Here is an 11,705-nt window from a genome sequence, read left to right as displayed (position 1 = left end):
TCCGGCTGTTTTATTCTACATCCATCAGTGTTCCGATAAATACAGGCAGTTTTGTCTCACAATCAATAATCATATAAACAAAAGGACGATCGAGATAGACTTCTTTCCCCTCTTCGGGCTCGAACGTATCGGCGCTGGCCGTTGTTCCCACAACAACGGTTGCAGCACCGGCCTTCGTCTTCTCTTCATCAAGAGCAAAATGAGCCTGATGCACAACTTTTTTGATTGCGAATGGAGGAGAATCTTTTTCTTTATTGTCGATCATTTCAGAAAAATCTGATATCTCAAGTTGAAAAGCATCCTTTATTCCCATTCTAGCTAAAACATCCTGCATTTCTACACGGTAGTCTGTTTCAAACTTAGGAATAGCAGCATTTACGGCTATCCTCTGCCCATGATCCAGAATGTCCATCATCCGCCTTCCCGTGAGGGTTGATAGATACTCTGAAACAGAGACCCCATTTTCCGGGAGCAATGCGGCAAACGCATACTTCTGATCAGCATAATATTTGATAAATCCTTCTGCATTCTCATCCTCTAAATATAATCCTTCGGGGGAATACATCATCATAACATCTTGTTTTTTTCCGTCTTCTGTTGTAAACACTCCCTTTTTAACCTGATCGCCTTTATAAATTTCCTGCCATTCCGAATTAAATACCAAAGCATTTACCAGATAGATAACTTCTCCGCGATCACTTTCATTCAAAATGTCCTTTATCATCCCATCCGTCTTTTCACTAACCCAAAGATTAATATCCTGTATAATCGGACCCTCAAAAGAAAAGGTATAAATATCTCCTTTATAGTAATCAGCATTTAACTGCAAAAAATCCCGTTTAAACCCAGTGACAGTTTTCTCAAGCCAAATGGAATTTGCTATTTTAAGCTTGTATTTTTTCCCCATCGGCAGATTTTCAACATACGTGTATAAATACTCATTCAACTCCCCAACAGGCATGCCGAAAACTTCTTCCATCTGTGAAAGCGTATTTCCATGCGTCCCATTTGCCGTCATTCCAAGCGCACAGAGAACCGACACGGGTGATATTAAAATATTTTTCCCATTTACTTGACTCTCCTGAAACAATTGGACGCCAAAATCTGCAACCGCAATCCTCTGTTCACCATCAAGCGGCATACTTGTCTCAACCGTATTCGGTTTAATTCCTTTCATCATCGCCTCAGACTGAATCTTTTCCTGCCTGCCGCCGCATCCGATAAGCGAAAACTGAGCCGTAACCGCCAGGGTAAGACAAAGCAGAGCCGCCGTCATTCGTTTCTTCGTTCTCCCTGTCATTTGCGTTTTCATTTGTACCTTCATTCGTTTCTTCATCCGTATCCCCCTTATGTATCTCCCGGGCACATCTGGACAGACACCCCCGCAATCAGCCCTCCGTCCCCAAAAACACTACCGTACTTCCATCTTTATCTGATACTTTCATTATACTAAAAAATCACAAGCATATCCACTCATCGGCCAAAAAAGACCAAAACCAGGACATTGTAAACAAACTTGCTAAATACTTCCTTTTTTCGTAAGAATGCTTTAGATTCTTTTTATACATTAGTCAAATATTGGTCACAATTTCCAGTTATGATTATCGTATCAAATAAATGAGGCCAATGATTAAAAACAGCGCGCACACTGTCGTTGGCTTCGACTAACAACAATTAAACTTTATATAGATTTCTGAAAAGCATTTACATCCCCCATATTTTCAGAAAAACCAAGAGAAGCACAAGGGAATTTCTTCCCTGTGCTTCTCTCGTTTTATTGAGTGGCAATAAAAAATTCGCAAAGCGTGCTTTTCGTTGTTGGCAGAATTATCTGCCTCTGTGCTTTTCCTTCTTTTTCTGCTGCTTCAATTCAAAATGGCGTTCTTTTTCTTCCTCTTTCTGTTCGCGGCTCTTCCTGCTGCGGACAATCTTATTTTCTTCCCGCTGAAGCTGCAGGGCCTGCTGAGATTTTGTTCCTGTTCCATGTGAATCAAGCTCTTTTTTCACAAGCCGTTTCATCCGCTTCGGGTTAATCTTTTTCTCCTGCTTTTCGCCGGCGCTTACCGGTGGGCTGAACTTAAACCGCGCCCAGTTCTGCAAAAGAAATTCATACACTTCATAATCCTTTGGTTCCGCTCCAAATGTGATTTTGCACGCTTCCAGTTCGTTCTTTGAAATACGCTCATAAATCCCAATCCAGAAAGTCCCGTCGTAAAACACTGTCAGTCTGCTCTTATTTTCCTGCATAGAAAATACTCCTCTCTTTCATAACAAAGAATGGACAACCGAGGAGGCAGGTTACTGACAGATTTATATGACTGCGCCCGGACTACCGACCGGGACTGTGTTTTTATCTTTGTACTATTTAATTTATCTTTTTATTTTAACTCACTCTCTTTCATTTTTCAAGTAATCTGAGTAATGTAACACATACGCGCACACGTATCTCGGATCTTCGGACCGATTCCTCCATGCATAACGGCCGGTTCCATCTGAGATCTTTCCCGCAGTATAAAAACGGGAGTGCCGCACATTCACTGCAACACTCCCTTCATGCCTAAACATATATTCAATTAGTAATCCCAGCTATCATCGTACATCTCTTCATATTCCGCATAGCTGTCGTAATACTCTTCATCCCATTTACCGTTTTTATCAAAGCAGCAGTATGAATCATCAATTAATACACACAGATCGATGAGCATATGTCCGCTCCCGTCAAAGTAGTACCAATCATCGTCTATCTCCTGCCATCCTGTAAGCATGTATCCTTCGGAGTTAAATCGATAATAGTAACCGTCAATATAATAAACGCCATCTTTTTTATAAGTTGTTTCACTGTCTTTGTACCACCATCCCGCAGCATCCATCTTCCATCCCAACGTATCCGCCGGTTCAGCGGCTGCAGTCGTCTCAGGTAATGCCGGGGCCGTATTATTTACCGCACCGCTGCCTGACGAGGCGGTACTTCCCTGATTCGAACCGGCGGTTCCGCCACTCTTATAGGGACATACTCCGTTTGTATGTAAATGGGCAGGATATCCACCGCAATGATAATGATAGCTTCCCAAACCACTTTTGTTCTTATAGTCATGATGCCCTCCACTGGAATCCGTTCTTCCTGAATGGGCTTCGGCCGTAATCACGAATGGACTGCCGGCACTTCCGGCCGCAGGCGATACTCCAATCACCAACGCCGCGATGAAAACAATTACCCTTTTTAAATTCTTTTTCATTTTATCTCCCCTCCTGCAGCCATTATACCGCCGCCGTAGTTATTTAGCAATATGCCCCGGCCAATAAGCTATGTATACCTTCCATATACATCTTTTATTTTCATAGATTTCTTAATGCCGAATCTGTCTTTCCGTTTTTAGTATGGCATATTCCAATTCATCCTCCCATATTATATTGTCGTTCTTTACATATCTGCACTTCTGCCTATAATACGCTTCTCTGCGCATGCCGCATTTTTCCAGAGCTTTCCATGAGGCAATATTCTCCGGGTGGCACAAGGCGCAGACTCTGTGCACATTTAAAACATCAAAACTATAATCAATTAATGCACGCGTCATTTCCGACGCATAACCTTTTCCCCATTCCTTTTTCAACAGCAGCCAGCCAATCATTGCCGTATCGGTTTCATAATCCAAGTGAATTCTGGAACGGCCAATTTTCTCCTGATTATCCTTTATAATTACCGCCATTTCAAAATTCACCTGCGGTGTCTCTTCCCAGTCACCTGCTACTTTATCTAAATGCATTTGTGCTTTATCTGCGTCCATAACGTCACCCGGCATATATCTCATGATTTCATCATTCGAATAAAGCCCCATAATAATATCCAAATCATCCTTATTAAATGGCCGCATAATCAGAATCAGTCTTTCTGTTTCTGTCATAACAATTTTCTTCCTTAGCCCCTGTCTATTTTGTCCCGCCGTTCATACCCTCTTCGCACCGGATGACCTGCAGGATATAAAGTCATTCTCTAAACTTCCCGCTTTATGCCCGGTGAGTAAAGAATACGGATAATATCCTTATCTCTCGTATCCATATCTCCAAGAAACATCCGCTGATGTTCCGGAACCGCCTCATAGGCTTTCCTCAGTTCTTCCCGCGTCCAGTCGTTCGGGTCGGTCAGGTATTGATAGTGAGCGCGCCTGCAGCGGTCTAAAGAATCCTTCTCCCCCGACAGGCCGGACATCGTATCGTTGATTTCTTTCTGTTTCTCCTCTACCGGAAGCGCCCCGTACTCGGGCGGCGCTAACAACACGTTTCCTAAACCGTCGATTTCTACCCATTCCTCACCTTCAGGGGATGTAGAGAGGATCTTCTGTACAAAAAGTCCCTCTATCTCTTCCATAGTGTAGGACCGGTCACTTACTAAACCCAGCCGGACCGTCTTGTCCGCATAAACGGTGAGTGGAGTGAGATGCAGCCGGCCTTCCTGCCGGTAGAAAATATAGCCGCTGTCCCCGTCAATCATGGTATAACACCAGCCCGGTTTTAATTTGCAGGGAGTCGGATCGGCCGTCCACCGGACACGCGCTTTCTCCCATTTATCTTTCTCCCACTGAGCCATCCGGTACAGATTTGTCAGCTCCGGATTAAGAGAACGCACCACCTCTTCCACGCGGTGATAGTATTCCTCCCTGTTATAGAGCCAACGGGCCTCTCGGATTGGGAAACAGCCCAGATTGTTTATGGAAAGTTCCGCATCCGCCGGTACCGAAGGTACGACCCAGCCCTTTTCCAAATCGCTCCGAAACTGTTGCAAATCGCTTTTGTGCCAGCAGCTTACAATTCCATTCTCATACACTGCCATCTGTATCAGAAAATAACTGCTGTTATGAATAATGGCGGGAATCGCCGCTCCCTCTATTAACTGTTTATAGTAAACCCGCTCCATATTATCACCTTTCTTCTATAAATATCATTCTGCAAAATTTAGTCCTGCCCGCCGGGTTATTGCATGGAATCCAACTGTTTTTTGGAATCACAAAATACCTGCCAGAGCTGAATCCGACTTTCCCTAACCACCACTTTCCAGCAGACTGGAAATTCCCAATGCCTGCTTTCGTCACCCAGATACGACGCGCCGGCCTTTCCGATTATCACTGCAAACTTTTCATTTTCAAGGTAATCCTCTACTTCAATATGATAATCAGGAAACCAATCAAAATACCCCTGCCAGCCTGTTTTCATCTGCTCCTTATCCGCTTTACCGCCATAGGTGTCGATGAAATAAAAATCCTCCGACATCATTTCAATAATGCACGGTAAATCCTGTCTGTTTATCGCTTCTACAAATTTCAAAACCGTATCTTTTTTCATACTCCACCTCAATTATTCCTGATGTCATTATAGCAGAGATAAAAGCAAATTGCAGCACGGTATAGTGATTATCACAATATACCGTGCTGCAAAATATTCCTTCTCGTTCCTGCTATTATCTTGGGTTTTTGTATTCAATTTTGCTACTTTTCTCAGGTCCTCTTTGTCCGACTAAAAATTAAACTCATTTCCCCAGTCAAAATCACCGGACTCCTCTACGTTCTTTGGCCAGTGTGCACACCAGTCCGGGACATCCGGGGATTCCACCCTGTCGATGCTTGGTGTATACGGCTTGAGATCCAGAACCGGCGTGCCGTCGTTGGCGTCGGTATAAGCAATCCTGATGATGCCGTTCTCATAATCAATCTGAATCACTTCCACCGCGGTCAGCGCAATGGGATTCGGCCGGGCAGGCGATCTTGTGGCAAATATTCCCACTATCTCCGGAGACTTTTTATAGGGCTGCTCCACCGTCAGTACCGATCTGGCCATCTCATTATCACAGCCGTCGAACCACCAGATTACATTGATGTAACTGAATCCGTCCAGCGCCTGAAGTGCAGGGCGGTATTCCGGGTAAAGTTCAATCGTCGAGCCGCTGTCGTCACTGTGAATTACCCCAATCGGATTTACCTTAAATTCTGTCATCATTTTTCCTCCTGTTTTTCATTTTCTGTAAATCCATATTAGGCCCTGACACCGTGTGAGAGTCAAGAAAAATCCGGTTCCCGGTTTTCTCCCTGTTTTTTAATCGGAATCTGGATCTCCACCAGATAATTCTCCGGATTTTCTTCATTCCAGGGACCGCGGTGGACAATCTGCCTGTTTTGTCCGTACATTCTGTACTGGCTGTTATCCTGGAGCCACCTGGCAAAAGACAGATAAGCCCCCGCAATATTGGAAAAATCCCCGTACACCATCGTGCAGGCCATGGACGGCACCGCTTCAGTCATCCGGTAGGTAAAACCGCTGCCGTCCCTGCCGGTTTTTGTGACCCGGGCGCACAGCTCAACGTCGACATCACGTTCCTTGAATTCCATGTCGTGATAGATGGAAAAAGACTCTCCCGACACCGATATCCGCTGCTCCCGGGCAAAAGCGCTCATCTCCTGCCACATCCCGCCTTCGCAGTAATAATCCGGAATTTTCTTCCGCAGGGAAAGCACCTGATACTCCGGGATAGATTTGATTGCAACATTGTAGTGCATCTCGCCGGTTCCATACAGAATTTCTTTTTTGGCCAGTTTTATCTTCTCCAGCTTCTCCTGCTCATCCCGTATCGTTTTACATATCTCCTCATATTTACCATCCAGCTGTTTTGTAATCAGGCTGTTATCCCTGCAAGCCAGCGCCGATGCAATCTCCGCAACGCCAAAACCGCTGTCCCTCAGGTATAAAATCTTATTCAGCAACGGGATCTGTTCCACCGAATACATGCGGTACCCGGTCCAGGAATCAATATGGGCGGGCTTTAACAGGCCCATTTCGTCATAATACCTGAGCATCCTGACCGACACCTGGGTCAGCCTGGAAAATTCTCCGATTTTAAACATGACTTTCCTCTGCCCACTTTCTGCACTGTTCAAGGCGGGGCGCCGGGTCAAAACCCATGTCTTTTCCCATCTCCGCCTCCATGCTGCATGGAAAATCGGGACATTCCCCGCAATGGTTCAGCGATCTGTTCTCGCAGCACGCTTTCACTTCACATACGCCGCCCCAGAACGTCTTTTCCATATTGGTGCATCCCGTACAGTGCACTGCTTCCTTTCTCTCACAATCGTTACAGCAAACTCCGCATCTTGACTCAAACATTTCTTTCCTCCTTTGTACATTTGAAAATTTGAAAACGCTATTTCAGATAGTCCTTCCTGAAACTCTCCATCCATTTTCCCAAAACATCAAACAGCATATACTGCTGTTCCAGAATCGCCATGCCGGTTAACGGGGCATGGCTCCTCTCTGACATCTTCTCTTCCACCGTGTCCTTCATTATCTGAATCTCATCCTGAATCCGTCCGGTCAGCTCTCCCCTGGATTCTTCAGGCACAAAATCAAGGCTCATAATCACCGCATTAAAATCCAGGAAAAGGCGGACGGACTGGCTTGCTGTCTCCTCCATCAGCTTCAGGAAATGTTTCTCCCCCGCTTCCGTAATCCGGTAAACCGTTTTCTCCGGCATCTTTCCCTCTTTTACAATGTTCCCGGCAATATCGCCCTTTTCTTCCAGCTGCACCACCTTCTTATAAATAGAAGGAGTGCTGACCTTTACCCATTTGGAAATGTTCCTGTACTCCACATTCTTCTGCAGTTCATAGGCACTCTGCGGCTGCGCTTTTATCATTCCCAATACAATTAAATCAATTGCCGCCATGTTTCACCTCACTTTTCTATGTTCCGGCCGCTGCTGCGCCGCATATGTTTTGTTTCATTAACTATATTTTATAGTACTATAGTATACATTTGTAATCAAGTGAAATTATCAATATTGCAAAGAAAGTTGTCGTGATGCATAGTTCTGTATTATTATCCGTATCATTTTGCCTGATATTTCCCGCCAGCTTTTTCCTGAAATTTCATCAGGATTTTCCTTGACTCCTACCTTACGTCATAGTGTATCCTATAATCACACGAGAGGAGGACACTCAATGAAAACAGTAAATGAAGTGAGCGCACTGACCGGTGTAAGCGCACGTGCCTTACACTATTATGATTCAATCGGACTGTTAAAACCTGCGCAGGTCACCGGGTCCGGTTACAGGCTGTATGACGATGCGGCCCTAGAACGGCTGCAACATATTCTTCTGTTTAAAGAACTGCAGTTTCCTTTAAAGGAAATCAGGCGTATTCTGGACAGCCCGGATTTTGATCGCAATCTGGCCCTGGAACAGCAGCTGAATCTTCTGCTGCTTCAAAAAGAGCACCTGGAGAACCTGATCGACATGGCTCGTGGAATTCGTATGACAGGAGTGAGAAATTTGGATTTTACAGCATTTGACGCAAAGAAAATTGATGAGTATGCAGCGCAGGCCAAGGCCGCCTGGGGTAAAACGGCTGCCTATAAAGAATTTGAAGAAAAAACACGGGACCGCAGCCCCGAAGAATACGATGAGATTAATCATGATTTTATGGAACTTTTCCGTAAATTCGGAGAACTGAAGGCCCAAAACGGTTCCCCCGATTCCCCAGAGGTTCAGGGGCAGGTACAGAAACTCAGGGATTTTATCACGGAACACTTTTACAACTGTACCCCCGAAATATTAGAAGAGCTGGGAAAAATGTATGCCGGAGGCGGAGTCTTCACGGAAACAATAGACGGCAAGGGCGGAAAAGGAACTGCTGATTTCACCTCACGGGCGATTGACATCTATACCGGTAATCAGGCATAGCCCTCATGTTCTGTATACAGACCGTATACTGTGTGCACAGACCGCATATTCCGTGCACAGACCACTATTCATAAAATAAAAACTGCCGCTGGACGGCAAAAGGCTCCGGTTGAGGGACCGGAGCCAAAGTAGGATTGGAGGGGTGATGAGTCATCCCTTATATATTAAACGTTTTTACAAGACAATTTGTGACAGAATTTTATATTTTTTTCAACTTTTTTTCAAATTATTGAAATAAAAACAATCTTTCACCTGTTTCGTTCCAAACCGCAGGCCAATGAAATCAATTTTCCATTATTCACCTGCCTCTCCTATCCCCGGCGGCAGAGCTTACTTAACCACGTCTGAAATGTCAATTACTTTCTGCGTCCAATCCTTATAAAATTTTTCTTCATGTGATACCAGCAGCACGGTTCCTGCAAATTCCGTCAATGCGGTTTTTAATGCCTCCTTGGACAAAAGATCCAGGTGATTGGTCGGTTCGTCCAGAATAACAAAATTATAAGGCGTTGATGTGAGCAGGCACATTTTCACCTTCGCCTGCTCACCCCCGCTCAGCGTGCCGACGGGCTGCATGGCATGTCTGCTGGAAATACCGCAGCGCGCCAGCCGTTTTCGTATCTCTTTATTAACAAGTTCCGGATACTGATCGGAGACAATCTGCATCGGCGTCCTGTCCGCATCTTCCCACGCCAAATCCTGCTCATAATATCCCAGCCTCACCTGATCCGAAAAGGAAAAACTTCCCTGCAGTGCATCAATCTGCCCCACCAGAGTTTTTAAGAGCGTCGATTTACCAATTCCGTTAAATCCGGTGATTACGACCTTTTGCCCCCCTTTAACGGAAAAGTTGATGTCTTTCAGGACAGGATAATGATATCCCACGGATAAATGTTTTGCACACAGATGCTCCGTATCCGTCAAAGGTAAGGCGGGAAAATGGAAAAACGGTTTAATCTCCTTCTCTTCCAGCGCATCCATCTTATCCATCCGGTCCAACTGTTTCTGCCTTCCCCTCGCCATCTTCGCCTTCCTTCCCGCCGCATTTTTCCGGATAAATTCCTCCGTCTTTTTAATCTCTTTTCTCTGTGCGGAGTACTGGCGGATATAATCCTCCCGCAGCAATGTTTTCTTTCTTAAGAACTCGGAATAAGTTCCATAATATTTTGCAATTTTTCCGTTGTCTATGTCGCAGATACGGTTGGAAATTTTCTCCAGAAAGTCATAATCGTGTGAGACGACCATGAAGGCATTTTCCAGACCCGACAGGTAGCTGGCCAGCCATGTGACATGTTCCCGGTCTAAAAAGTTAGTGGGTTCGTCCAGAAGCAGTACGTCCGGCTTTTCAAGCAGGAGTTTGGCAAGAATTGCTTTTGCCCTCTGTCCGCCGCTCATCTCCCCGATAGGTCTGTCAAGTCCTATGGCAAGGAGGCCAAGACCTTCCGTCACCTGGTCAATCTTTGTGTCAATGGAATAAAAGTCAAGGTTTTCCAGCTGCTCTCCATATCTTGCCGCCATATTAAACGCCTTTGTATTTCCGCACGCCGCCTCCTCATAGAGGAGGTTCATTTTCTGTTCGATCTGATATAAATTCCGGAAAGCCGATTTTAGCAGTTCTCTCATCGTCATCTGCTTTTCCGTTTCGGCATATTGATCCAGATAGCCCGCGGTCACATTAGGCTGCCAAACGACGCGCCCGTTGTCCGGGATAACCAGCTCCGTACATATCTTGATCAGAGTGCTTTTTCCGGCCCCGTTCTGCCCCACAATTCCGATATGCTCCCCCTTGTTCAGGGCCAGCTCCGCATTTCTATATAACTCATTCTCACCAAATGTATGAGATAATTCTGTAATTTCTAATAAGCTCATGATAATAATCCTTTCTCTTGCGCCTAACTTCCCTATGATATAATAATAAAAAAAGACAGAAGGCTCCGGTATGTTCCTATACCTGCCTTCTGTCTGACTGACTATTGTCTGAAACGGTGTAAAATTCACCGTTTTAATCAACAAAAGGCCATGGACAAAACACTGTCCATAGCCTTTTCACGCCAAAAAACATACGAAAAGAAAACAATACGGCAAAAAAACCATACTGTATTTCTTTCCGATGAAATCCGGGCGTATCTTTATACGCTATACTCTGCACAATGTTTCATCGGTCTGAATTGTACAGAGTTAAGTTTCCTTTTAAGCTGACTGGTTAAATAAAAGTTCATTGTCTAATCTCCTTCTGAAAAACGCTGTCATTATAACATCAGGGAAAGCGGTTGTCAATCCGATTATGGTTACGGTGTAAAACCGCAAGTAACAGTTCAGCCATAAAGTGGGGATTTGATTGAGAAATGAGGACTTCGCCATCAGGCCAGGGGCCGGGATGGTGAGGGGGATCGATGAGTCTTTCGTCCCGGGCGTCAGGTTGTTGCGGGCGGGGAATACGGGCAGAAAAAGTTCCTGCGGGAAACGCTTTCGCTCTTTGGAGTACATAATGGTACTAACCTCGAAAAGACCTCGGTAAGTACCAATGAACTCCCAGGTTCCCTCCGGAATCTTTTTCTCCCTTTTTCCCCGCAGGAAGGTTATGACCGGGACGAAAGACTCCGCCAAAGACGGCTGCCCGGCCCCCGGCCTGCGGCGCCTGATCTGTCCTCTTTCTTCAAGAGGGGAGGCGCCTGTCGCTGCTACTACGTTTCTCAGAGTGCCTAAGGATGCCTAAAAACCATATCCTGTACACGATGAAACTGTGTAAGCTTATAATCTTAAAGTGTTTATTCCGATACTCTTTTCATACAGCCCAGGATGCCGTCAGAATGTAAAAGAACCATAACTACATAGTGGCCGCGACAATACCTCTCTCCCACTTGACGAAAGAGACAATCAGCCCCTGAAGCCGGCGGACGGGGCAATACCCTTCCCAGAGTCTTCAGTCCCGTCGACCACCTTCCCGGGGAAGGAAGGAGAAAACTTTCCGAAGGGAGACCT

At 45.3% G+C, this 11,705-nt stretch carries 13 protein-coding genes; 2 read left to right on the top strand and 11 right to left on the bottom strand.

The annotated features are described in order from the left end of the window. Nucleotides 1–10: 10 nt before the first annotated feature. The 10 genes from EJL91_RS23680 to EJL91_RS23635 all read right to left on the bottom strand — a co-directional run bounded on the left by EJL91_RS23680 (nucleotide 11) and on the right by EJL91_RS23635 (nucleotide 7,708). Nucleotides 11–1,336 (bottom strand): serpin family protein, encoded by a 1,326-nt coding sequence (locus EJL91_RS23680; protein WP_125144447.1) that lies wholly within the window; start codon nucleotides 1,334–1,336, stop codon nucleotides 11–13. 491 nt (nucleotides 1,337–1,827) lie between these two features. After that, nucleotides 1,828–2,247, bottom strand: a complete 420-nt coding sequence (locus tag EJL91_RS23675; RefSeq protein ID WP_125144446.1) for a YjdF family protein — start codon at nucleotides 2,245–2,247, stop codon at nucleotides 1,828–1,830. A 326-nt stretch (nucleotides 2,248–2,573) separates the two neighbouring features. Continuing rightward, entirely contained in the window at nucleotides 2,574–3,236 is a 663-nt protein-coding gene (locus EJL91_RS23670; protein ID WP_125144445.1) for a YHYH domain-containing protein, read from the bottom strand. Nucleotides 3,237–3,347: 111 nt separating this feature from the next. Further along, complete coding sequence (locus EJL91_RS23665) at nucleotides 3,348–3,902, bottom strand: GNAT family N-acetyltransferase (protein ID WP_125144444.1); 555 nt, start codon at nucleotides 3,900–3,902, stop codon at nucleotides 3,348–3,350. An 89-nt stretch (nucleotides 3,903–3,991) separates the two neighbouring features. Beyond that, the gene (locus tag EJL91_RS23660) at nucleotides 3,992–4,912 is read right to left on the bottom strand and encodes a DUF7638 domain-containing protein (RefSeq protein ID WP_125144443.1); all 921 of its coding nucleotides are present in this window, start codon (nucleotides 4,910–4,912) and stop codon (nucleotides 3,992–3,994) included. Nucleotides 4,913–4,968: 56 nt separating this feature from the next. After that, a complete protein-coding gene (locus EJL91_RS23655; RefSeq protein ID WP_125144442.1) occupies nucleotides 4,969–5,337 on the bottom strand; it encodes a nuclear transport factor 2 family protein in 369 nt (122 codons plus the stop codon). 171 nt (nucleotides 5,338–5,508) lie between these two features. Beyond that, entirely contained in the window at nucleotides 5,509–5,985 is a 477-nt protein-coding gene (gene tsaA, locus EJL91_RS23650; protein WP_125144506.1) for a tRNA (N6-threonylcarbamoyladenosine(37)-N6)-methyltransferase TrmO, read from the bottom strand. 62 nt (nucleotides 5,986–6,047) lie between these two features. Then, the gene (locus EJL91_RS23645; protein WP_125144441.1) at nucleotides 6,048–6,890 is read right to left on the bottom strand and encodes a MerR family transcriptional regulator; all 843 of its coding nucleotides are present in this window, start codon (nucleotides 6,888–6,890) and stop codon (nucleotides 6,048–6,050) included. Further along, nucleotides 6,883–7,149, bottom strand: coding sequence for a DUF3795 domain-containing protein (locus EJL91_RS23640; protein WP_125144440.1), 267 nt, complete (start codon nucleotides 7,147–7,149; stop codon nucleotides 6,883–6,885). Before EJL91_RS23640 ends, EJL91_RS23645 begins: the two co-directional genes overlap by 8 nt. Before the next feature lie 37 nt (nucleotides 7,150–7,186). Further along, nucleotides 7,187–7,708 carry a PadR family transcriptional regulator gene (locus EJL91_RS23635; protein WP_125144439.1) on the bottom strand — a complete coding sequence of 174 codons (522 nt, stop codon included), beginning with the start codon at nucleotides 7,706–7,708 and terminating at the stop codon, nucleotides 7,187–7,189. Between the two features lie 274 nt (nucleotides 7,709–7,982). Between EJL91_RS23635 and EJL91_RS23630 the strand changes: the two genes are divergently transcribed. Further along, nucleotides 7,983–8,723, top strand: coding sequence for a MerR family transcriptional regulator (locus EJL91_RS23630; RefSeq protein ID WP_125144438.1), 741 nt, complete (start codon nucleotides 7,983–7,985; stop codon nucleotides 8,721–8,723). A gap of 330 nt (nucleotides 8,724–9,053) precedes the next feature. Here the strand turns inward: EJL91_RS23630 and abc-f are convergent, their stop codons facing one another. Continuing rightward, nucleotides 9,054–10,592, bottom strand: coding sequence for a ribosomal protection-like ABC-F family protein (abc-f, locus tag EJL91_RS23625; protein ID WP_125144437.1), 1,539 nt, complete (start codon nucleotides 10,590–10,592; stop codon nucleotides 9,054–9,056). A gap of 712 nt (nucleotides 10,593–11,304) precedes the next feature. On the opposite strand from abc-f, the gene EJL91_RS25220 reads away from it, so the two are divergent. Then, nucleotides 11,305–11,439 (top strand): hypothetical protein, encoded by a 135-nt coding sequence (locus EJL91_RS25220; RefSeq protein WP_279230064.1) that lies wholly within the window; start codon nucleotides 11,305–11,307, stop codon nucleotides 11,437–11,439. Nucleotides 11,440–11,705 lie beyond the last annotated feature (266 nt).

This window comes from Clostridium transplantifaecale (assembly GCF_900626075.1).
Classification (GTDB): Bacteria; Bacillota; Clostridia; order Lachnospirales; family Lachnospiraceae; genus Otoolea; species Otoolea transplantifaecalis.
This window is presented reverse-complemented; position numbering and strand designations above follow the sequence as displayed.

Coding starts and splice junctions, on each gene's coding strand:
- EJL91_RS23680 (WP_125144447.1), bottom strand. CDS start 1,336: ATGAAGAAACGAATGAAGGTACAAATGAAAACGCAAATGACAGGGAGA.
- EJL91_RS23675 (WP_125144446.1), bottom strand. CDS start 2,247: ATGCAGGAAAATAAGAGCAGACTGACAGTGTTTTACGACGGGACTTTC.
- EJL91_RS23670 (WP_125144445.1), bottom strand. CDS start 3,236: ATGAAAAAGAATTTAAAAAGGGTAATTGTTTTCATCGCGGCGTTGGTG.
- EJL91_RS23665 (WP_125144444.1), bottom strand. CDS start 3,902: ATGACAGAAACAGAAAGACTGATTCTGATTATGCGGCCATTTAATAAG.
- EJL91_RS23660 (WP_125144443.1), bottom strand. CDS start 4,912: ATGGAGCGGGTTTACTATAAACAGTTAATAGAGGGAGCGGCGATTCCC.
- EJL91_RS23655 (WP_125144442.1), bottom strand. CDS start 5,337: ATGAAAAAAGATACGGTTTTGAAATTTGTAGAAGCGATAAACAGACAG.
- tsaA (WP_125144506.1), bottom strand. CDS start 5,985: ATGACAGAATTTAAGGTAAATCCGATTGGGGTAATTCACAGTGACGAC.
- EJL91_RS23645 (WP_125144441.1), bottom strand. CDS start 6,890: ATGTTTAAAATCGGAGAATTTTCCAGGCTGACCCAGGTGTCGGTCAGG.
- EJL91_RS23640 (WP_125144440.1), bottom strand. CDS start 7,149: ATGTTTGAGTCAAGATGCGGAGTTTGCTGTAACGATTGTGAGAGAAAG.
- EJL91_RS23635 (WP_125144439.1), bottom strand. CDS start 7,708: ATGGCGGCAATTGATTTAATTGTATTGGGAATGATAAAAGCGCAGCCG.
- EJL91_RS23630 (WP_125144438.1), top strand. CDS start 7,983: ATGAAAACAGTAAATGAAGTGAGCGCACTGACCGGTGTAAGCGCACGT.
- abc-f (WP_125144437.1), bottom strand. CDS start 10,592: ATGAGCTTATTAGAAATTACAGAATTATCTCATACATTTGGTGAGAAT.
- EJL91_RS25220 (WP_279230064.1), top strand. CDS start 11,305: ATGACCGGGACGAAAGACTCCGCCAAAGACGGCTGCCCGGCCCCCGGC.